Below are 20,964 nucleotides of genomic sequence, written 5' to 3'. Positions count from 1 at the left end.
AGTCCGGTGTAACATAGGAGCATGACAGAACCAAAACACCCGGTCCGAACCGTCGGCAGAACGTTCGAGATCCTCGAGGTAATCCAGGAACTCGACGGGGCCGGCGTCTCGGAGATCGCCGAACGAGTCGATATCGGGAAGAGCGCGGTGCACAACCACCTGATGACGCTCGCGAATCACGAGTACGTCGACAAAGACGGCGACGAGTACCACATCGGGCTCTCGTTTCTCGGACTGGGCGCGTACGCGCGAAACCGGACGCCGATCTACGACGCCGCCCAGTCACAGGCCGACGAACTCGCCGACGAGACCGGCGAACTGGTGAACCTCCTCGTCGAAAAGAACGGGATGGGGATCTACCTCTACCAGGCGAAAGGGGAGAACGCGGTCGAACTCGATACGCACGAGGGAAAACGGGTCCGACTCCACTGTACGGGGCTCGGAAAGGCGATCCTCGGTTTTCGTCCCCGCGAGGAGGTCGACGAGATCCTCACCGAACACGGATTACCGGCGCTTACCAGCCAGACGATCACCGACCGGGAGGAGTTTCACGCGGAACTCGAGGAGGTCCGGGACCAGCGCTACGCGATCGACCGGGAGGAGCGTCTCAACGGATTGCGGTGTATCGCGGCACCGATCACCGACGACGCGGACCGGAGCATCGCGTCGATCAGCGTCGCCTGTCCCGTTCACCGCGTGGGTGACGAACGCTTCTACGAAGATCTGCCGGAGTCGGTCCTCGGCGCGGCGAACGTGATCGAACTCGAGCACAACTACTCCTGATCGCGTGCAGCTCCGCGGCGGTGAACGCGTCGGCGTTGTCGGACGTGACCTCTCTCACAGCACGGTTAGAATCGACGTCCTTCCGAGTGGTGTTGTCGACCGATCCCCGGTTTCGTGCTCTGGCGACCGTATCGGTTGTCGCGGTTGGCTGCTGAGGTATACAGAATAGATCCCGAGAGACGGCTCCTCTTTGTAGATCGCTCCTCGTCTTGTAAACCGATGTGAGAAGGGAGTTGTTGTGACGAATGCTGGGTTGTTGCCGCCGTCAGTTACGACTTGACAGCGCCTTCAGCCAATCCTTTGACGATGTAGCTCTGGAGCAGGAAGAAGACGACCAACATCGGGATCGTCGCACCGAGTGCACCGGCCATGATCATATCCCAGTTGAGCGCTTGCTTACCGATCCACTGGCCCATTCCGGGCGGGAGCGTCTGCTTTTCGGAATCGTTGATCAGGACCAACGCGAAGACGAACTCGTTCCACGCGAGCACCCACGTGAAGATCGCTGTCGTTGCGATCGCTGGTGCCGACAGGGGAAGGATGACTCGGATGACGGCACCGAAGCGGGTACTTCCGTCGATCATCGCCGCCTCCTCGAGCGATTCGGGCAGGTTTTCGTAGAACCCGCGCAGCATCCATATCGCGAACGGAAGCGTGAACGCGACGTACGCGATCACGAGCCCGGTCAACGTGTTGAACAGTCCGAAGTCCCGAAAGACCAGGAACAATGGAATCGCGATCAGAATCGCCGGGAACATCTGGGTGATGAGCAGGAACGTCGCCATCGCCGTGCGTCCGCGGTACCGGAGGCGACCGATACTGTACGCACCGAGCGTACAGACAGCGGTACTCAGAACGGTCGCGCCGATACTGACGATCAGACTGTTCTGGAACCAGTACCGGAAGTCCGACTCGTTCCAGACCTGGTAGTAGCCGGAGAGATCGGCGTTCGTCGCCCAGCCGATGGGATCGTCGATAAACGCCGCGAACCCGGTCTGATTGACCGAGACGACGAACATCCAGAACACCGGGAACAGGATGAGCGCGATCAGCGACCACAACACCGCGTGGAAGCCGATGCGCTTACCGCTCTCGACCTGTCGCTCGCTCAACCCTAGGAAGCCGGTGTCCGATTCCTCGTCAAGGGTCGCTTGTGTATCTGTTGCCATTGTTATTTTGCACCGATGTCTTCCCGGTATAGTCGGAGGTAGATCAGGCCGTACGTCAGCATGACCAGTAACATCACGACGGCGATCGCGCTGGCTAACCCCATATTGCCGTAATGGAACGCGTGCTCGTAGATGTACACGGGCAACACCATCGAGGAGTTGCCGGGGCCGCCGCTGGTCATCACGTAAATCAGTGTGAAGTGATTGAGTGACCAGAGGCTCATCAGCAGCGTCATCACGACCACGATCGGCTGCAGGAACGGCAACGTGATGTGTCGGAACGAATCCAGCCTCGAGGAGCCGTCGACACGGGCCGCCTCGTAGAGATCACCCGGGATCCCCTTCATGCCCGCCAAGAAGGTGAGCATGAAGAAGGGAAAGTTACGCCAAACCCAGGCGAGCATCACCGAAAACAGCGCGTACCGCGAACTCGCGATCCACGGGAGCCCCTCACTGATCCCGGTCAGTCGGAGGAAGCCGTTGAGTGGCCCCAGTTCGAAGTTATACATCAGTCGCCAGTTCAGTGCGATCGAGATGAACGGCACTGCCCAGGGGAGCAACAGTAGCGTCGTCGCGATCGACCGGCCGCGAAACTCGCGGTTGAGCATGATCGCGAAACCGAGTCCGATCAGGGCCATGATCACGACCGCTGCGAACGCCCACACCAGCGTGTTCCGCATGACGATCCAGAACTCGGTCCAGCCGATGATGTGCGCGTAGTGATCGAGTCCGACCCACTCGGGATCGGCGATCCCGTCGTACTCGAAGAAGCTGAGATAGACGCCTCGAGTGAGCGGATAGACGCTGACGATTCCGAGTGCGAGCAACGAGGGGAGAAGGAACAGCCATCCCCAGACGCTCTCTTTCGAGAGCCAGTGATAGTACTCCCTCGGAAGTTCGACCTGTCGTAGTTTTTCTAAATTTGTTGACATGTTTTGCTAAACTCAGTGAATTTCTAGTATGGTGGTTGCCCGTAGATCGGTCTTATTCGGACGGATCCCAGATCTGGGGCGTGCTTCCGTCGCCCTGAATCCAGGCCTGCAGTTCGTCCGGCGCGTCGTCGAGGTCCGGCGGATCGGTGTTTTCTCCGAGGTCGTACTCCACTTCGTCGCTGATCGTCTCTCGAACCTTATTCGCCTGGCTGACGACCGCTTCCTGTGGATCCTCGTCCGCGCCGAGGATCGCAGAAATCGCGACCGAATACGCGTCCATGGTCCCCTCCAGATCGCCGAGGAACGGCGCGTTCCGCTGGGGTCCGGTGATCCCGTAGCGGGCGGTGTCCTCGGCTTGCTCGAGTCGAGCGTCGATCCACTCGTCGGGGATGTCCGTCGAGTTCTCGGTGAACGGTTGGATCTCCTCCTGTGCTTCCCGGACGGGCAGGAAGTTCGGTGCTGCTTCCGGGAAGTATCCCTCCATCGTGTCAGGGAGCGTCATGTACTCGATGAACGCCATCGATTTTTCGTCGTCGACGTCGTGTTGGGTATAGTCCGACTCGAACGCGGATAAACAGCTGCCGCCCATGAAGGCGGTGTTGGTCCCCATCGGCCCCGCTGGGATGGGTGTGAGCTCCGTAACGTCGCCGACTTCCTCGCCCTCGCTAGCCATTTCGTTGGCGGTGTCGCCGGAGTTGATCATGAACGCGACATCGCCGCCGCGGTACAACTGTTCGGCGTCAGTCCCGTTCATTCCGGCCCACCCGCCGGGGCCGATATCCCACTCCTCCTGAAAACTCGCCATCCAGAGGTGGCTAAACAACGACGTCGGGGAGTCCAGCTCGACGGACCACTGGTCCCCGTCGTGATCGAAGAACGAGCCGCCGGATTGAACGGTCACGCCGTAGAGCGCCTGTCCGGTTCCCGTATCCTGCGAGCCACTGGATACGAAGCCGACGTTATCGGTTTCGTCGCCGACGTCCATCGCCATGGTGACCATCTCTTCCCACGTTTCGGGGACGCTATCGTGACCGGCGTCATCGAGAACGTCCATGTTCGCATAGAGGTTACGAACCTCGATGAACCAGGGGAACCCCCAGATTTCGTCCTCGTACTGTCCCCAGAACGACGGCGTATCGTACCAGTCGTCGTACTCCTCGAAGAGTTCCGTGTTCGGTTGGACGACGCCGGAGGAGCCGTAGTCGACGGCGTGTTCGTTGGCCATCTCGCTGACGTTGGGCGTGTTCCGGCCCTGGATGGCGGACATCCACTGTTCGAAGACCTGGTTCCACGTCACGACCTTGGTGGTGAGGTTGACTTCGCCGTCATACCAGTCCTCGAACTCCGCCGCGGTGTCCTTGATCGCTTCCTCCTCCTCTGGGATGTAGCCGCGCATCGTCCACCAGAGGAAGTCGCCCTCGCTCGTCCCGCCCGTACAGCCCGCTAACCCGGCGGTTGCCCCTGCCGCAGCCATCGTGCCCGCGGTCTCGATGAACCCGCGACGCGAGTACTCGTCTTCGTCTTCGCGCGGATCGGCATTCGACGCACTCGCATCCCGCGTCCGGTCAATATCACTGTCACTACCAGCCGTGGCTTTCCCTGACATACAGCATAGATACTGACGATCTCATAAATAACTTCGCATAGCTATCACGATGGCTGCGTGTCGATGCCGAAACGTCCGTCGGTCGATCTTCCCGGGTCCGGGTGGTAGTTGCACGAGTTGTTCGTCAGTGAGAGCCCGCCAGCAAGCCGATCGTCTCCCACGCACGAGAGGCGAGCGGAGGGGCAATCTTTTATTAGGCCCCGAACCAATTCGTCGAACGATTATGGCAGTAGGTAACATTTCGTCGCGAACGGCAGGCGTCGGCGTGGGTCTCGTGGTTGCGTTTCTGGCCCTCGCCTTCGTTGGCATTCGATACATACTCACGCAGAGTTGGGGTCTGATATTCGAACTCACGTACCTCCTGATCCTGCTGATCGTATTCGGAATCGTCGCCGATCGGCTGTTCATTCGGTAATGCTCGAGAGCAAGTGATCGAGGATGGACGCAGCTATCATCACCGCCGAACCGTACAAGTCAAATGGCAACACATAACGAGACTGCAGCCGTCAGCTGGGAACAGCTGTCTCCGGAGGAAACGAGACGAGGAATACGACAGGCCGCCGGCGAGATGGGCGAACTCGTCCGAAGCACGCTCGGACCGTTAGGCGCCGACAAGATGATCGTCCGCCGAATGGGAGACGATACGCTACGCGCGTTCGTCACCAACAACGGCGTTGCGATTCTCGAGGAGTTCGAGGGCGAGACGGACCATCCGATCGCGAACCGGTTTATCGCCCTCGCGGAAGACCACGAAGATGCACTCGGTGACGGGTCGACTACGACGGTTCTACTGGCCAGTGAACTGTTGACGAGCGGGATCGACCTGATCGAATCGGGTGTTCCCCCCGTCTCCGTCGTCGAAGGGTTCTCGATCGGCGCCCAGCGGACGCTCGAGGTCTGGGACGAGATCGGAATCCCGGTGGCCAGTACTGACCGTCCGACGACGCGAGCCGAATTCGACGGCTCGCGACTCGAGCGGGTCGCGCACAGCGGGATGACCAACGGTCGCCTCGGCGCGTGGCCGCTCGAAGAACTCACCGACGACGTCGTCGACGCCGTCTTTCGAGCGTGGGAGCCCCGGCGAGGGCGCGTTCACATCGGGTACGTTTCCATCGAAGCGATTCCGGGGGGTAACGTCACGTCGTCGTCGGTGATCCCCGGGGCGCTCCTGACGTACGAGCCGATGATCCCAGGAGACCTCCCCGTCGACGGAACCGTGCTCCTCGTCGACGGCTCGTTACAACCCCGCGAGATCAGCGCCAGTTCCGTGACGGTCGACACCGACTACGTGGACAGGTCCGGCGACCGCGAGACAGAGAGTGAGCGGATCGCAGCGGCGGTCACCGACTCGAACTGTACGGCGGTCTTCGTTACCGGCGATGTCACCGACGAGATCGGCCAGCAGTTGGCCGCGCGAGGCGTTGTGTGTTTCCGAAACGTCAAGGACTCGTCCATCGACGTTCTGTCGCGGGTGACCGGCGCTACGATCCGCGGACCGGTCACGCCGGGTGAACCCGCGAGCCCCGGCGATCTCGGACGCGGAACGATCAGGGTACGCGAGGCGCAAAACGACAAGACGTGGCTGGAAGTTACGGCTCCGGACGGCGCCGACCCGCGGACCGTCGGGCTGGTCGTCCGCGGCGGCACCGAGAGCGCCGCCGACGAGGCGAAACGACGAATTACGGGCGGACTCAACGCGGTTCGCGCCGCGATCAAGCGCCCCGTGGCGCTTCCCGGCGGCGGCGCAGCCGAGGTCGAAGCGGCGCGGGCCGTCCGGCAGTTGGCTCCGAGGTTCGACGGGCGCGAGCAACTGGCAGTCGAGGAGTTCGCGACCGTCCTCGAGTCGATTCCGCGGACGTTGGCTCGCAATGCGGGTGCCGACCCGATCGACGCGATAACGGACCTTCGCGTGCTCCATGACGCCGGGCACGCGCGTGCAGGAATCGACGCCTCCGGACGGATCGTCGAAGATGTCGTTGCAGCCAGTGACGGCCTCGATGCGCAACTTATTCGGACGAACAACCTGGCCTGGAGCGTCGAGTTCGCAAATTCGCTGTTCAGGGTCGACAACGTCGTGTTCGATACGTCGCCACCGATTGATCCGGACGAGATCAGGCGATAGCTAGAGCAAGAACGCAGTGATCACGCCCACGAGTGTAACCGGCAGTACGCTCATGACGCTTCGTTTCTCGTCGAGTTCGTACAGGTGCTGTACGATCGGTAACAGCAGAAAGCCAGTTACAACCCAGGCGACGGCCTTGAGGATGCGAATCGCGTGCATCTGTGGCGTATCGTAGACGAACGAGTACGCCGTCGTCGCGAACTCGGCAGTACCGTCGCTGTTTTCCGCAACCACTTCCGTGCTCACGCCGTCGGGGGCGGTGACAGTAGCGATCAGCACGGAGCCGACGAGAAAGACCGGTGCGAATAGGACTGTCAGATACCCGCCGAATTTGAAGATGTCTCCGACCATATCGTACTCCGTCGAGAGAAAACCGGCGATGACACCGATAAGCCCGAAGTAGCAAAACCAGGAGAAGATGACGACGAACGACCCGAAGAGGACGTTGACGACGAGTGCCGCGGGCCAACCGGGGAAAACGTACCCCTCGACGATAATGAACGGTTCGCTGAGATATTCGAACGCGCCGCGGGCGATCGAGTGGAGCGCGAGTCCGAACAACGCCGGCAGCCATCCGTATCGGCGAACTACGCGTATCATCCCGTCAGTATCGCTCGACTGCAAGAGTTTACGCCACGGCCGAATTACCGTCCAGTCCGAGGTTCGGTGGTCAGAATCTCCGCGGTGGCTCATACGTGCTCCAGTTCCCAACTCGGCAAAAAGGTACCGCTCGTCTGCCTACACCGACGGGGCGACTTCCTGCTCCTGTTCGTCGATGTAGACGACGTTGAGGCCGGTTTCGGCGTCGAACACGTGTGCTTGTTCGAGGTTGAGGTTCAGGAACACTTCGTGAGCGTCTTCAGAGATCGATTCGGGCTCGATGAACGCTTTGCGCTCGTTGACCTCCGCTTCCGGCGCCGTATCGTCGCCGAGAGTGGAGGCATCCGACGAGACGAAGTTATCCGTCTCTTCTAACTCGAAGTACAACAAGTCGTGGCCGCCCAGCGGTTCGATGATGTCGACGTACGCGGCGATGTGTTCCTCGCTGCTGGTTTGGCTGACGCTGATGTCTTCGGGCCGGATACCGAGTTTCAGTTCGTCGGTGGTCGCGTTCTCGATCCGGGCCGCTTGCTCCGGGCCGATCTCGAGCGTCACGTCTCCAACGAGTCGTCCGTTTTCGTCACCGGGTTCGTACTGCACGTCGAAGACGTTCATCGACGGGCTCCCGATGAACTGTGCGACGAACAGGTTTTGCGGGTGGTTGTAGACGTCTCGAGGCGTCCCAACTTGCTGAAGTTCGCCGTGGTTGAGGATGGCGATCCGGTCGGACATCGTCATCGCTTCCTCCTGATCGTGCGTGACGTAGATCGCCGTGGTGTCGAGTTCCTGCTGGATTCGCTGGAGTTCGGTTCGCATGTGCTTTCGGAGTTTCGCGTCGAGGTTCGACAGCGGCTCGTCGAACAGGAAGACGGCCGGTTCTCTGACGATCGCACGTCCGGTCGCGACCCGCTGTTGCTGGCCGCCCGAGAGCTGTTTCGGTCGGTCGTCGAGCAACTCCGGGATCCCCATGAGTTGGGCGACATCCTCGACGCGTCCGTAGATCTCCTCGTCGGGTAGGTCGGTCGAGCGTTTGAGACCGAACGCCATGTTCTCGCGGACGCTCAGGTGAGGATACAGCGCGTAGCTCTGAAACACCATCGCGATGTCGCGATGACGCGGCGGAAGCTTGTTGACGGTTTCGCCGCCGATCGATATCGTCCCGTCGGTAATATCCTCGAGGCCGGCGACCATTCGCAGCAGCGTCGACTTCCCGGAGCCGCTCGGACCCACGAGTGTCAGGAACTCGCCGCTGTTGATCGTGAGATCGAACCCATCGACGGCGACGATATTCTCGTCATACACCTTTCTGACGCTAGCGAAGTCGATCGAACTCATTACGAAGACGTTCGAAGGGAGGAGTTAATATTCTTTGGGGAGGTTCACTAACGGCGGTGCGGACTCCACCGTCCGCCACAAAGGCTGTTGATAGCGAGGTGCCGATCCACATCAGGGTCCGTTTCGTGCCGGTACACTGACCGGGTGATCAGTGAGAGAGCGACGTTCTGAACGGACCGACGCCGGCGTGCCGACGGTGCCGACGTTCTTCAGTGGGGTTAGTGGACTGGCGAAGACCAGACCGGTATTTCAGCGAACCGTAGTTCGAGGGGTCTCTGACGGATATCCACTGATTATTTCCATATATATATATATTACAAATTATAAATATTTATAAGTGTGTCTGTATGTGACATTCATCCGTTGGCAGACAGTCATGACTGCAACGAGACGAACAGACGTACCGTTCTGAAAGCGATCGGAGTCGGAGCGGTCGGAACTACGGGTGTCCTCGGATCGAGCGGGTCAGCGGTCGCCGATCACGGTGGAGACCACTACACTAACTCACTGTACGAGCCACATTTCCCCGATCCGGAAATTCACCGTGCCGACGACGGCACGTGGTGGGCGTACGGCACGAACATGGACCGAGAGAACGACAGTGACGAGTTGCTCGTGACGATCCTCTCCTCGACGGATCTGGTGAACTGGACCTTCGAGGGGGAAGCGTTCGACACGCGTCCCGGCTGGACGTACGGGTCGATCTGGGCACCGAACGTTCACTACTTCGACGGCGAGTGGGTCATGTTCTACTCGCTCGAGCCGCGCCCGTGGGAGAGCGGCGAGTTCGGCATCGGCCTCGCGACGTCTGACACACCCGACGGGCCGTTTACCGACCATGGACAGGTTATCGGCGACGGCGATACGGGCGGCGGAACCATCGATGCCTACTTCGTCGAACACCAGGGGACGCCCTACCTCTTCTGGGGGAGTTTTCAGGGCATCTACGTCGCGGAGCTCACGTCAGACCTCCAAGACGTCGACATGTCGACGGCCACGCAACTCGCCGGCGACGCCTACGAGGGGACGATTCACTACGAACGGAACGGGTATCACTATCTGTTCGTTTCGACGGGCACCTGCTGTGACGGCCACAGCAGTACGTACGAGTACGAGGTCGGGCGGTCGACTGACTTCTTCGGACCGTACGTCGACCAGAACGGCGTCGATCTGCTGGACTACGACGACCACAACGAGGGCGTCCCGGTCCTCACCGGCAGCGCCCAGTTCCCGGGAGCCGCTCACGGCGACATCACGACCTACGACGACGGGTCGGAGTGGATGATCTACCACGCCTACAACGCTGATGAACCGGAGTTCATCGACGGCGTGCCGCGCCGCGTGCTCATGATGGATCGCATCGACTGGGAGGACGACTGGCCGGTGATCGGCTGCGATGGAACGCCGAGCGACGTAGCCGCGGTTCCCGGCAGCGGCACGCACTGTCACGATGACGGTGACAACGGCGGCCCGATCACCGCGGGAACGTACCGGCTCTCGAACGTCAACAGCGGCCTGTATCTGGAGGTCGGGGACGCAGACACCAGCGAAGGCGCGAACGTCAACCAGTGGTCGGACACCGGCCATCCGTGTCAGGAATGGAATGTGATCAAGAACGGCGACGGGACCTCTCGACTCGAGAACGTCAACTCCGGGTACGTGCTGTCGGCGGCGGATGGCTCGACGAGCGAAGGCGCGAGCCTGGTCCAACGCTCCTGGAGCGACGATGCCGACCAGCGCTGGGCCGTGATCGACAACGGTGACGGCACGTATCGCCTCGAGAACAACGCGAACGGGTACGTCGCGGACGTGCTGGATGCGTCGAGCGACGACGGTGCCGACGTCATCCAGTGGAGTTGGCGGGACAGCGACAACCAGAAGTGGACCTTCGATCCGGTCTGAGGGCCCACCCATTCGTTTCTCGACCGGTTTCGAGCGGTCTCCACGGGCCGCTGGGGATACGATTCGGTGAGACGGCGACGGTGATCGATCGAACCCCGACGCGAAGCGTTCTCGGACTACCCGTCGCGCCCCGCGAATCTACAGCGAGATCGTGCTGACCGATAATTTTATAAAGATGTAGGATTACCGTCCAATCAGTATGGTTGACAATGACAAACCAGTGGGTGAGATAGACAGACGAACGTATCTCGGCGGTATCGCAGCGGGGGCTGCGGCCGGGATAGCGGGCTGCACCGGCGGTAGCGAGGATGGCGGATTCGAGGTGCTCCACGGCTGGACCGGCGGCGACGGTGCGGACGCGATCAACACGCTCACGGACGCGTTCGAGGAGGAACACCCCGATATCGACGCGACCTTCGAACCTGTCGGTGGGGACGGGAACGTCGAACTGAATACGGCCATCCTGCAGCGATTGACGAACGAGAATCCGATGAGTTCGTTCGCCAACTGGCCGGGAAACAACCTCAAACGGTACGAAGGGGTGCTCATGGACCTCGAGGAGGACGTCTGGGAGGCCGAGGGATTAAAGGAGAACATACAGGACCGAGCCGTCGAACTCTGTACGTTCAACGGGAAGATGCCGGCGGTGCCAATCGGTTCACACCGGATGAACAACCTGTTTTACAATACGGCCGCCTTCGACGAGGCGGGCATCGACGCGGAGAGTCTCGGGAGCATGTCCGCCCTCCTCGACGCCCTCGAGACGATCGATCAGGAGACCGATTACGTTCCGTTCGCCCACGGAATGCGGTCGGCGTTCCTCGGGTTGCAGACGTGGGTCCAGATTCTCTCGAGCCAATCCGGCGTCGACGCCTACATGGACTTCATCGAAGGCAACGGCGACAGGGGCGCGATAATCGACGCGTTAGAAACGCTCCAGGAGATTCAGGAGAACTACATCAACGGCGACGCGTCGTCGATCGGGTACACGCAGGCCGCACAGAAACTAATCGCCGACGAGGCCGCGTGCATTCACGGCGGGAACTGGCAGTACGGGATGTACCGGGCCGACGACGAGTTCAACTACGGGGAGGAGTGGGACTGGATTCCCTTCCCCGGTACCGAGGGCGTGTACTTCTACCACCTCGACGCGTTCGTCACGCCGGGCGACAATCCGAGTCCGGACGAGACGGTCGAGTGGCAGAAGTTCGTCGGAACGAAGGAGGCCCAAATCGAGTTCAACAACCTCAAGGGATCGGTGCCGCTGCGAACGGATATCGACTCGGGCGAACTGACGGATTTCCTGGCGATGACCTACGAAGAACTCCTCGACTCGGAGCAGTATCCGCCGACGCTCGCGCACGGACTCGCCGTCGAACCCCAGCAGCAAAACGACTGCGAGGGTGCGATCGGAGACCACTTCATGGGCCCCTACGACGCCGAAGCGGCGGCGGATACCCTGCTCGACGCCGTGTCCCAGTAGCGGCGGACTCGCGCCCAAGCATGTTGTCCGATATCACACTACAACCAACAAATCAGTTAAGATGATAGACATAATCTGGTAGTTAGATGGCAACGCACGACACAACTGAAACCACGGACTCGACGACGGGGGCGACCGAAGAGGCGGTGGACTGGAAGACGAAACTCAGATATTTCCTCAACAGCGACTTCGTTCGGTCGTCGCCGTACTGGGGAATCCCCTTCCTTCTCATGGGATTCGCGGTGTACGGCGGGATCGGCTACAACCTCGCGGTTTCCTTTACGGACTACGCGGGAATCGGCCGTCCGGAGTTCACCGATTTAAACCTCGAGATGTATCGAACGGCGCTCGCGGACGAATCGTTCCGGCAGGCCGCGTTCCAGAACTTCGTGTTGCTCGTCGGGTTCACGTCGATTTCCCTGGGGCTCGGACTGTTCCTCGCGGTCCTCATCGATCACGGGATCAGATACAGGGAGACGATCCAGACGATCTATCTCCTGCCGATGGCCCTTTCGTTCGTCGTGACGGCCCAGCTCTGGTTATGGATGTACAGCTCCGGGGACAACGGGGTGTTGAACGTATTCGTGACGACGCTCGGGTTCGAATCGATCAACTGGCTGGGCAATCCCCGACTCGCGCTCGCGGCGGTTATCTTCGCCCTGGTGTGGCAGTTCAGCGGCTACGCGATGGTCGTCTTCCTGGCCGGACTCCAGTCGCTTCCGTCAGATCAGTTCGAGGCAGCGAAAGTCGACGGCGCGAGTCCGACCAAGACGTATCTTCGAATCATTATTCCACAGCTCAAGCAGGCGTCCGTCGGTGCCGCCGTCGTCCTGATGTTGTTCGCTCTCAAGGCGTTTGACTTCCTCTATGCCATCTCCGGTGACTATCGGCCGCCGAACGGAACCGACATCCTGGCGACGCTGATGGTTCGCGAGGCGTTCCAGTACGGTCAGTGGGCGTACGGTGCGGCGATCGCAACGTTGCTGTTGTTGCTCTCGCTCGCCGTCATCGCACCGTATCTCGTCTTCCAGTACCGACAGGGGAGTCTCTAACAATGTCACAGTCAACATCCGATACGAACCTCGACGTTGCATCGGTCGTCGAAGACGTCAACCTCAGGCGGATCGGCCACTACACGCTGATCGTCCTCTTCCTCGGGTTCTTCCTCCTCCCGCTGGTGACGGGGATCATGACGGCACTGAAAACGAACCAGGCCATCGCTCGGACGGTCCCGTTCATGCCGCCACTGGGCGAGGGGTTCACGCTCGAGAACCTCGAGTACGCGTTTGACCGGCTTTCGAGCGGGTTCTTCAACTCGCTGCTGATGGCGATTCCAGCGACGATCATCAACGTGTTGCTCGCGAGCATGGCGGCGTTCGGTCTGACGATGGTCAAATGGCGCGGCCAACTCGGGATCTTGGTCCTGTTTCTCATCGGGATCTTCGTGCCGTACCAGGCCGTGTTGGTTCCGCTGGCTCGGTTCTGGAACAACACGTTTCCGCTTGCGGATATGCTCTCGCCGCTGTTCGTGACGGTACCGCTGCTTCAGGGGTATCACGCCGATCTCGTACCGCTGATCATCACCCACGTCGCCTACGGGATTCCGATCTGTATGATCCTCTTCCGATCGTACTACCAGAGCCTGCCGAACTCGCTGGTCGAGGCGGCCAAAATCGACGGCGCGAGCGTTACGAAGATCTACCGCCGCATCATCCTCCCGATATCGAAACCGATGTTCGGCGTCGTCTTCATCTACCAGTTCACCCAGATCTACAACGAGTTCCTGTTCTCGTTTACCCTCATCTCGAGTGCGAACTCGCCGGAATCGCCGGTCACGCTGATCATCCCGGCCATCGGCACGTCGACGTCGGGAATCGACTTCGGGATCCGGATGTCGGCGGCGTTCCTCGCGGCACTACCGACGATCATCCTGTACGTTGCCTTCGCCGAACAGTTCGCAAAGGGACTGGAAACGGAGAGTGCATAACCAATGGGACGAATTCAACTCGATCACCTGACGAAGCGATTCGGAGAGACGGTTGCCGTCGAGGACGTGACGCTCGACGTCGAGGACAGCGAGTTCCTCGTGTTGGTCGGTCCCTCGGGGTGTGGAAAGTCGACGACGCTCCGCATGATGGCCGGTCTCGAGACGCCGACGTCGGGGGACCTCTACATCGCCGGCGATCACATGAACTATCGCGTCCCCCAGAACCGAGACATCGCGATGGTCTTTCAGGATTACGCCCTCTATCCGCACATGACCGTTCGGGAGAACATGCGGTTCGGTCTGGAGGAGGAGGCGGGGTACACCGACAGCGAGCGGGACGAGCGAGTCGCGGACGTCGCCGAAACCCTCGGCATCGACGACTTGCTGGACCGCAAGCCCGGCGAACTCTCGGGCGGCCAGCAACAGCGGGTCGCGCTCGGGCGAGCGATCGTTCGCGATCCCGAGGTGTTCCTGATGGACGAGCCACTGGCCAACCTCGATGCCAAACTCCGGACCCAGATGCGGACGGAACTCCAGCGTTTGCAGGCCGACCTGGACGTGACGACGGTCTACGTCACCCACAATCAGACGGAGGCGATGACGATGGGCGATCGGATCGCCGTGCTGGACGGCGGTCGACTCCAGCAGGTGGGGGAACCGCTCGAGATCTATCACGAGCCCGCAAATCAGTTCGTCGCCGGATTCATCGGCGAACCCATGATGAACTTCCTCCACGGGCGTCGATCAGAGACCGGGTTCGACAGCGGACACATCGAGTACCCGTTCGACGAGCGCCTCGAGCGGACCGTCGGCGACGCCGACGAACTCGTCTTCGGCGTCCGTCCCGAGGCGATCGACGTTCGCCGCGCCGACGAGACGTCGGCGGAGAGTCTCGGGCCGTACGAGTTCCGGATGACCGTGACCGTCACCGAAACGCACGGGGACCAGAACGTCGTCTCCCTCACACACGCCGACGACGCGGCCGACCACGACGCCGTACGCGCGGTAACCGACGGCATGCAGATCGTCGCCGTGGGCGAATCGGTCGTCGTCACTATCGATCCGGAGACGGTCCACCTCTTCGACGGAGAAACCGGCGACGCGCTCTGTAACCGCCGGCTCGAAACCACACAGGAGCTCACGATCTAACATGGCACGCTTAGCACTCGACGACGTAACCAAGGAGTACCGGGACGGAGAAATGAGCGTCGTTGCGGTCGAAGACGTTTCCGTCGACGTTCCCGACGGGGACTTCCTCGTCCTCGTCGGTCCCTCCGGCTGTGGGAAGTCGACGACGTTACGCATGATCGCCGGCCTCGAGGAGGTCACCGACGGCGAGATCAGACTCGGCGAGCGATCGATCAACGATGTCCCCGCGCAGGAGCGAGACATCGCGATGGTGTTCCAGTCGTACGCGCTGTATCCCCACAAAACCGTCCGGGCGAACATGTCCTTCGGTCTCGAGGAGTCGACGGATCTCTCCGACGCGGCGATCGCCGAGACGGTCGAAGAGACGGCGGCGATGATGGGTATCGAGGACCTGCTGGATCGCAAGCCCGGCGAACTCTCGGGCGGCCAGCAACAGCGGGTCGCGCTCGGGCGAGCGATCGTTCGCGATCCCGACGTCTTCTTGCTGGACGAGCCGCTGTCGAACCTCGACGCGAAACTCCGCGCGGAGATGCGAAGCGAACTCCAGCACCTCCAGGAACAACTCGACGTCACGTCGGTCTACGTCACCCACGATCAGACGGAGGCGATGACGATGGGCGATCGGATCGCCGTGTTACACGAGGGGCGACTCCAGCAGGTCGGGACGCCGCTCGAGTGTTACCACGAGCCGAACAACCTGTTCGTCGCGGGGTTCATCGGTGAGCCGTCGATGAACGTCTTCGACGGACGTCTCGAGGAGAACGCAGCGGTGACCGACTCGTTCGAGTACCCGCTGTCCGCGGATTCACGGCGCGATATCGAGGCGGGAACCGATCTCCTGCTTGGGATCCGTCCGGAAGACGTTCGACTCGCCGAGGAACTCCTCCCAGGCCGATTCGAGGCCGAGGTCGTCATCGTCGAGCCGATGGGCAACGAGAACATCATCCACCTTCGGTTCGACGGCGCGACGGACGGCGAGGAGTTCCTCGCGACGACCGAGGGGATCCCGAGCGTCGACGCTGGCGATCGGATCGGCGTCGAGTTCCCCGAGGCGGCGATCCACCTTTTCGACGGCGACAGCGGCGTCGCGATCAAGAACCGGACGGTATCGTTCTCCGGGACGGCGGATGAGGTGCTTCCGTAAGCTGCGGGTTTCGGCACCGACGGGTGAACCGCTCCGGCCGAGCGAACCGATCGAGTACTGACGGTGCCCTCGAGCGATACGTTTCGCCCGTGCGGAAAAACGCTCGCGCGCTACGCTATTCGACTCGACCGACGAACGTCTCCCTCGGGTCGCACACTCACAGAGAACATCATTCACTATCGCAGAACATATGGTAAGGAAAATTCATACGGATTCTCTGTAGTCGGGCAGTCCCCTGAACTCAGTCCCCGGATGGATATCGCTCGCCCTCGGGAGCAACAACCGCCTTTCGGCGCGTGGAATTACGCCTGTACTATTGTAAATATCTCTGGAATCGGCGGCGACTCGAGGATCGCGACCGGTTTCCGTCCGCCTCGAGCACCGTCTCCGGCTCGGTAGCGCTTCGTACCTCGTTTTCGGGAGTGCGTTGACAGAACACGTTCTTGGGAAGGAGTACCGTGGGAGAATGTGTGCTTCATATACGATGTTCTGAAGAGGTGGTGGAGATTCTGTAATGGAGAATCGAGTTTCGCGCTACTATCGATCCCGTACCCGCGAGTGGCTTCTACACCGTCGGCCCGCGGTCGGCGGTCACCCGTTTCGTCGTTGAGCGCGCATCGTTTCCGCTGTCCCGGATCGCGTCGCGTCCGGTTCGGTGGCCGTTCGGTGTCGATCCGGCCTCGAATCGTATACGGACCGTTCGCTCGCGAGTGACCGTCTCCAAAAAAGACCGCGGTTCTACCGCTCGTCGTCGTCGCTATCAGAAACCGTCGTAGACCGTCTTCTCGATCGTGTAGAAGTCGATCCCGGCGTCACCCTGCTCGCGCCAGGTCTCGCTCGAGGACTGCTTGAACCCGCCGAAGGGCACGTGCAACTCGAGACCGGTCGTCTTCGCGTTGACCTTGGCGACACCGGCTTCGACCTCGCGGACGAACCGCTCGGCCTCAGTGTGATCGTCCGTGACGATACTCGCCGAGAGTCCGAAGTCGACGTCGTTGGCCGTCTCGAGGCCGTCCTCGTAGTTCTCGACTTCGATCACGGCAAGGACGGGTCCGAACACCTCCTCCTGTGCGAGTCGGAAATCGTTGTCGACGTCGGTAAAGACCGTCGGTTCGACGTAGTAGCCGTCGCCGAAGCGCTCGCCCTCGGGTTGGCCGCCACCCGTCGCGAGCGTCGCGCCCTCCTCCTCGGCGATCTCGATGTACTCGAGCGTGCCCTCGAGTTCGCTCTCGGTGACCTGGGGCCCCATGTCGTACTCGTCGCCGGGGCCGATCTCGATCGACTCGGCCTCCGCGACGACCGCGTCGACGAACTCGTCGTAGACGTCGGTGTGGACGATCGCTCGAGAGCAGGCGGTACAGGCCTGACCGGTGACGCCGAACGCGCCCGAAGCGACGATCTCGGCCGCCTCCTCGACGTCGGCGCTGTCGGAGACGACGGTCGGGTTCTTCCCGCCGAGTTCGGTCTGGACGCGCTTGCCGTCGTCGGTTGCCTTGTCGTAGACCATGTGACCGACCTGACCGGAGCCGGTAAAGGAGACGGCGTCGACGGCTTCGTGGGTGATGATCGCGTCGCCGACGGTGCTGCCGGGACCGGTGACGACGTTCGCCGCGCCGTCGGGGAGTCCCGCTTCGTCGAGCGCATCGAAGAGTTCGATGGCGACGCCGGGAGCGACCGAGGCCGGGTTGAGGACGACCGCGTTTCCGGTGGCGAGTGCGGGTGCGAGCTTCCAGGCCGGGATGGCGATCGGGTAGTTCCACGGCGTGATCAGCGCGGTGACGCCGACCGGTTCGTTGACGGTGTAGAGGTTCGTTCGCGGTCCGCTCGCGGACTTTACCGACCCGCCGAGGTCGCGCGTCTTCTCCGCGTAGTAGTAGAAGATGTCGATGGCCCGTTGGACCTCACCGCCGGCTTCGGCGTGGGTCTTGCCCTCCTCTTGCGTGAGGAGCTCGGTGAGTTCGTCTTTCCGGTCGGCCAAGATCGAGGCCGCCTTGCGCAAAATCGCACCGCGTTCGGGCGCGGGTGTCTCCGCCCACTCGTCCTGTGCGGCCGCGGCGGCTTCGACGGCGGCGTTCGCGTCGTCGGCGCTCGAGCGTTGATACTCGGCGACGACTTCCGCCGGCGCGGCCGGATCGGTCGTTTCGAACGTCTCGTTCGTTTCGGACTCGGTCCATTCTCCGCTCACGTAGTTCTGGTAGCGTGCGGTCACAACGGAGACATGGTGGACCGGATATAGAATTCTTGTGATCGACACAGGAATCTCCGCATCGAGACTATCGAGACTAACCACATCAGCGAGGAGGCGCGCAAAGCTGTGAGCTCCATGCCGGACACGTACCTCGACGTCTACGAGAGCGATCGTCCGGAGGTGTTCTTCAAGGCAACACCGGATCGGACCGTCGGTCCGGACGAGGGGGTCGGCAGCAGCGGTGACGACGTCTCGTACGACGAGTCGACGAGCACGAGCAAGATGGGGCGCTCCGTCGAGGAACTGGTCGGCTGTTATGTCATGCACAACGCCGTTCCGGATGTCTCAGTTCTCCTGCCCGGGGCGTCGCTGGTCCCCGAGCAGGGGTTCGCGCTCCACGAAGGCGACGAGGTCGGAATCGACCCCGAGGGGGTCGGAACGCTCTCGAACACAGTCGTCGAAGTCTGACCGGGCGAGTCCGCTTCTCGGATCGTGGATTGCGGCGGTCGGTCCGTTCACGATTTCGCGAGCGTGAGTCGAGCACCGAGTAGCGCTCGACGACGGGCACCGTTATGAGGAGAACGATCGTCGATCGGTCCGGGTTACAGCGCCGCGATAGGCACCGTATCGGGTACTGATCAGTCGTCGAAAACGAATCTGTCGGATCGACTCGAGGCGGTCGGCGACTGTGCGGACGAACGACTACTGCGGCGACAGGCCGTGCTCGAGCAGGTAGTGCGTGATCCGGTTCGAGGTGAGCCAGGCGTCCGACTCGAGGTCGAAGTCCCAGTCGCCGGCGTTCACCCAGTAGTGTTCGCTCCACGGGTGGACCATCGCGGCGGGCAAGAGCTGGTTGTGCGCCCACGCGAGTTGGGTCGCGTGCTCCATCGCTTCGTCCTCGTCGTTCGCCGTCGCGAGTCCGTCGAGCGCGTCGGGGATGCTGATCGTCACCGTGTCGCCGTCCGGGTTGCCGACTTCAGGAACCTCGACTTCCTCGCCGAAGAGGTTCCGTTCGGTGAGGATCCCCCGATCGGGGTTGTACATCTCCTCGTACAGATCGGCGTGGGCGTGGTACTGGCGGGCCATCCCGTAGTTCAGGTGGACGGTCAGATCGTAGTCGAGGTTGGCCTCGTGTTCGGACTGCCAGGTCGGCATCTCGCTGACGTAGTGATCCATGTCGATGCCGAACTCGGAGAGGTTGTCGGAGACGATCTGGGACGCCGTTCTGAACCAGTCGCCGACGGGGAAGTGCAGCGTCCACTCGTCGTCGTCGGGCGTGTACCACGCGCCGTCGTCGTAGCTGAAGCCGACGTCCTCGAGCAGCGCCTGCGCGGTGTCGATGTCCTGCGGCGCGTAGTTGGGCATCGCGTCCAGCACGTCCTCCTCGACGAAGTGCTCGATGTAGCCGATATCGATTCCGGCGGAGTACTCGTCGACCGGCGTCTCCGGGGTGGCGACGCTGACGAGGTGTTCCATGTCGACGGCGTAGGCGAGCGCCTTCCGAACCGCCGGGTAGTCCCGGATGTACTCGTCGTCCCTGCCGAAGATGATCGCAAACGTCTGGCCGGAAAACGACACCGGCGGCTCGCCGTACTTGTCGGGGAGCCCCTCGATGGTCGGATCGTTGTGTTCCCAGTCGACTTCGCCCGCCTTCAGGCCCTGTTCGCCCTCGAACATGCCGTGACGGAGGTAGAAGTCAAAATCCTGTGCGATCGGGTGGTGCTGATTGGGTACCTGGTCGGCGTACTGCTCGTTCGCCTCGACGAACGCGAACGGACCCGACACCAGGATCTGATCCCAGTAGGGCTCGAGCGAGACGAGGTCTCGCTGGACGTCTTCGATCTCGTCGTCGGACTCCGCGTTCTCGAACTCCCCGACGACGGGACCGAACTGCGTCTCGGAGACATCGAGGAGCGTCTCGATCCACTGGTTCAACCAGAGTTCCTCCTCGAGACCGACGTAGTCCTCCCGCGGTTCGATCTCGAACGTGTGGTCGTCGACGAGCCGAATACCGTCCTCGGGGTCGACGTACTTCTCGAGCCCCATCTGCATGTACGCCTGAAGCTTGAGCGCGGTCACGAAGTCGCCGGCGGTGACGGGGGTGCCGTCGGACCAGCCGTACTCGTCGCTGATCTCGACCGTCGTGAGGCGCGTTTCATCGTCGATTTCCCAGTTCTCGGCGACGCGCGGGATGAACTCGCCGTCTTCCGTATTGTAGACGGCGAGGTACTCGCACATCGTCTCCTGGGCGTCTCCCGAGTTCCACGAGTGGTGGTAGGGGTTGAAGATGTACTCGCCGTTGAACGGGTTGACGGCACCCGACGGAACGGCTTGGTTCATCTCGTCTTCGTAGTCTTCGGGGTAATCGATGTCGACTTCGTCGAAATCCCCGCCCAGCAGGTCCGACGCGTCGTCGTCCTCACCGAAACAGCCCGCGAGTGCTGCTGCACCCGTTACACCGGTCGCAGCCAGAACCCGTCGGCGTGACAGATACTCCTGGCGATGGTTCTTCACTGGCATCGACGTGATATGTATTATCATACATCATAAATGTTTCGGGATAC

Annotated in this window: 17 protein-coding genes; 10 read left to right on the top strand and 7 right to left on the bottom strand. The window is 61.5% G+C overall.

From position 1 onward, the window contains the following. Positions 1-21 precede the first annotated feature (21 nt). On the top strand, positions 22-783 hold the full coding sequence (locus tag DWB23_RS00595) for an IclR family transcriptional regulator (RefSeq protein WP_121740876.1): 762 nt from the start codon (positions 22-24) through the stop codon (positions 781-783). Positions 784-1,052: 269 nt separating this feature from the next. On the opposite strand, the gene DWB23_RS00590 is transcribed toward DWB23_RS00595, so the two are convergent. The 3 genes from DWB23_RS00590 to DWB23_RS00580 are packed head-to-tail and all read right to left on the bottom strand — an operon-like array spanning position 1,053 to position 4,490. Then, positions 1,053-1,952, bottom strand: a complete 900-nt coding sequence (locus tag DWB23_RS00590; protein WP_121740875.1) for a carbohydrate ABC transporter permease — start codon at positions 1,950-1,952, stop codon at positions 1,053-1,055. A gap of 2 nt (positions 1,953-1,954) precedes the next feature. Continuing rightward, positions 1,955-2,884 carry a carbohydrate ABC transporter permease gene (locus DWB23_RS00585; protein WP_121740874.1) on the bottom strand — a complete coding sequence of 310 codons (930 nt, stop codon included), beginning with the start codon at positions 2,882-2,884 and terminating at the stop codon, positions 1,955-1,957. Between the two features lie 52 nt (positions 2,885-2,936). Continuing rightward, positions 2,937-4,490 (bottom strand): sugar ABC transporter substrate-binding protein, encoded by a 1,554-nt coding sequence (locus DWB23_RS00580; RefSeq protein ID WP_121740873.1) that lies wholly within the window; start codon positions 4,488-4,490, stop codon positions 2,937-2,939. Positions 4,491-4,713: 223 nt separating this feature from the next. Between DWB23_RS00580 and DWB23_RS00575 the strand changes: the two genes are divergently transcribed. Then, entirely contained in the window at positions 4,714-4,905 is a 192-nt protein-coding gene (locus DWB23_RS00575) for a hypothetical protein (RefSeq protein WP_121740872.1), read from the top strand. A gap of 63 nt (positions 4,906-4,968) precedes the next feature. Further along, positions 4,969-6,612, top strand: coding sequence for a TCP-1/cpn60 chaperonin family protein (locus DWB23_RS00570; RefSeq protein ID WP_121740871.1), 1,644 nt, complete (start codon positions 4,969-4,971; stop codon positions 6,610-6,612). On the opposite strand, the gene DWB23_RS00565 is transcribed toward DWB23_RS00570, so the two are convergent. Together DWB23_RS00565 and DWB23_RS00560 are read right to left on the bottom strand one after the other, a co-directional pair. Next, a complete protein-coding gene (locus tag DWB23_RS00565) occupies positions 6,613-7,305 on the bottom strand; it encodes a hypothetical protein (protein ID WP_121740870.1) in 693 nt (230 codons plus the stop codon). It lies immediately after the preceding gene. Positions 7,306-7,350: 45 nt separating this feature from the next. Beyond that, on the bottom strand, positions 7,351-8,547 hold the full coding sequence (locus tag DWB23_RS00560) for an ABC transporter ATP-binding protein (protein ID WP_121740869.1): 1,197 nt from the start codon (positions 8,545-8,547) through the stop codon (positions 7,351-7,353). Positions 8,548-8,910: 363 nt separating this feature from the next. On the opposite strand from DWB23_RS00560, the gene DWB23_RS00555 reads away from it, so the two are divergent. The 6 genes from DWB23_RS00555 (at position 8,911) to DWB23_RS00530 (ending at position 16,212) form a co-directional block, all read left to right on the top strand. After that, on the top strand, positions 8,911-10,449 hold the full coding sequence (locus DWB23_RS00555; RefSeq protein ID WP_121740868.1) for a family 43 glycosylhydrolase: 1,539 nt from the start codon (positions 8,911-8,913) through the stop codon (positions 10,447-10,449). A gap of 199 nt (positions 10,450-10,648) precedes the next feature. Then, positions 10,649-11,932, top strand: a complete 1,284-nt coding sequence (locus DWB23_RS00550; RefSeq protein ID WP_238717318.1) for an ABC transporter substrate-binding protein — start codon at positions 10,649-10,651, stop codon at positions 11,930-11,932. An 86-nt stretch (positions 11,933-12,018) separates the two neighbouring features. Beyond that, positions 12,019-12,984, top strand: coding sequence for a carbohydrate ABC transporter permease (locus DWB23_RS00545; RefSeq protein WP_121740867.1), 966 nt, complete (start codon positions 12,019-12,021; stop codon positions 12,982-12,984). A 2-nt stretch (positions 12,985-12,986) separates the two neighbouring features. Then, positions 12,987-13,919 carry a carbohydrate ABC transporter permease gene (locus DWB23_RS00540; protein WP_121740866.1) on the top strand — a complete coding sequence of 311 codons (933 nt, stop codon included), beginning with the start codon at positions 12,987-12,989 and terminating at the stop codon, positions 13,917-13,919. Between the two features lie 3 nt (positions 13,920-13,922). Further along, entirely contained in the window at positions 13,923-15,068 is a 1,146-nt protein-coding gene (locus DWB23_RS00535) for an ABC transporter ATP-binding protein (RefSeq protein WP_121740865.1), read from the top strand. Position 15,069: 1 nt separating this feature from the next. Further along, positions 15,070-16,212: an ABC transporter ATP-binding protein gene (locus DWB23_RS00530; RefSeq protein ID WP_121740864.1), complete on the top strand. Its 1,143-nt coding sequence runs from the start codon at positions 15,070-15,072 to the stop codon at positions 16,210-16,212. A gap of 760 nt (positions 16,213-16,972) precedes the next feature. On the opposite strand, the gene xacF is transcribed toward DWB23_RS00530, so the two are convergent. Continuing rightward, on the bottom strand, positions 16,973-18,421 hold the full coding sequence (xacF, locus tag DWB23_RS00525) for a 2,5-dioxovalerate dehydrogenase (protein ID WP_121740863.1): 1,449 nt from the start codon (positions 18,419-18,421) through the stop codon (positions 16,973-16,975). Positions 18,422-18,535: 114 nt separating this feature from the next. Between xacF and DWB23_RS00520 the strand changes: the two genes are divergently transcribed. After that, entirely contained in the window at positions 18,536-18,868 is a 333-nt protein-coding gene (locus tag DWB23_RS00520; RefSeq protein ID WP_238717317.1) for a hypothetical protein, read from the top strand. Positions 18,869-19,102: 234 nt separating this feature from the next. Here DWB23_RS00520 and DWB23_RS00515 read toward each other — a convergent pair whose 3' ends face one another. After that, complete coding sequence (locus DWB23_RS00515; protein WP_121740862.1) at positions 19,103-20,920, bottom strand: ABC transporter substrate-binding protein; 1,818 nt, start codon at positions 20,918-20,920, stop codon at positions 19,103-19,105. Positions 20,921-20,964 lie beyond the last annotated feature (44 nt).

Source organism: Natronorubrum halophilum, from assembly GCF_003670115.1.
GTDB lineage: Archaea > Halobacteriota > Halobacteria > Halobacteriales > Natrialbaceae > Natronorubrum > Natronorubrum halophilum.
The sequence above is the reverse complement of the archived record's forward strand: the minus strand, read 5'-3'. Positions and strand labels throughout refer to the sequence as shown.

Coding starts and splice junctions, on each gene's coding strand:
- DWB23_RS00550 (WP_238717318.1), top strand. CDS start 10,649: ATGGTTGACAATGACAAACCAGTGGGTGAGATAGACAGACGAACGTAT.
- DWB23_RS00515 (WP_121740862.1), bottom strand. CDS start 20,920: ATGCCAGTGAAGAACCATCGCCAGGAGTATCTGTCACGCCGACGGGTT.
- DWB23_RS00560 (WP_121740869.1), bottom strand. CDS start 8,547: ATGAGTTCGATCGACTTCGCTAGCGTCAGAAAGGTGTATGACGAGAAT.
- DWB23_RS00540 (WP_121740866.1), top strand. CDS start 12,987: ATGTCACAGTCAACATCCGATACGAACCTCGACGTTGCATCGGTCGTC.
- DWB23_RS00590 (WP_121740875.1), bottom strand. CDS start 1,952: ATGGCAACAGATACACAAGCGACCCTTGACGAGGAATCGGACACCGGC.
- DWB23_RS00575 (WP_121740872.1), top strand. CDS start 4,714: ATGGCAGTAGGTAACATTTCGTCGCGAACGGCAGGCGTCGGCGTGGGT.
- DWB23_RS00570 (WP_121740871.1), top strand. CDS start 4,969: ATGGCAACACATAACGAGACTGCAGCCGTCAGCTGGGAACAGCTGTCT.
- DWB23_RS00585 (WP_121740874.1), bottom strand. CDS start 2,884: ATGTCAACAAATTTAGAAAAACTACGACAGGTCGAACTTCCGAGGGAG.
- DWB23_RS00530 (WP_121740864.1), top strand. CDS start 15,070: ATGGCACGCTTAGCACTCGACGACGTAACCAAGGAGTACCGGGACGGA.
- DWB23_RS00580 (WP_121740873.1), bottom strand. CDS start 4,490: ATGTCAGGGAAAGCCACGGCTGGTAGTGACAGTGATATTGACCGGACG.
- DWB23_RS00565 (WP_121740870.1), bottom strand. CDS start 7,305: ATGAGCCACCGCGGAGATTCTGACCACCGAACCTCGGACTGGACGGTA.
- DWB23_RS00535 (WP_121740865.1), top strand. CDS start 13,923: ATGGGACGAATTCAACTCGATCACCTGACGAAGCGATTCGGAGAGACG.
- DWB23_RS00545 (WP_121740867.1), top strand. CDS start 12,019: ATGGCAACGCACGACACAACTGAAACCACGGACTCGACGACGGGGGCG.
- DWB23_RS00520 (WP_238717317.1), top strand. CDS start 18,536: ATGCCGGACACGTACCTCGACGTCTACGAGAGCGATCGTCCGGAGGTG.
- DWB23_RS00595 (WP_121740876.1), top strand. CDS start 22: ATGACAGAACCAAAACACCCGGTCCGAACCGTCGGCAGAACGTTCGAG.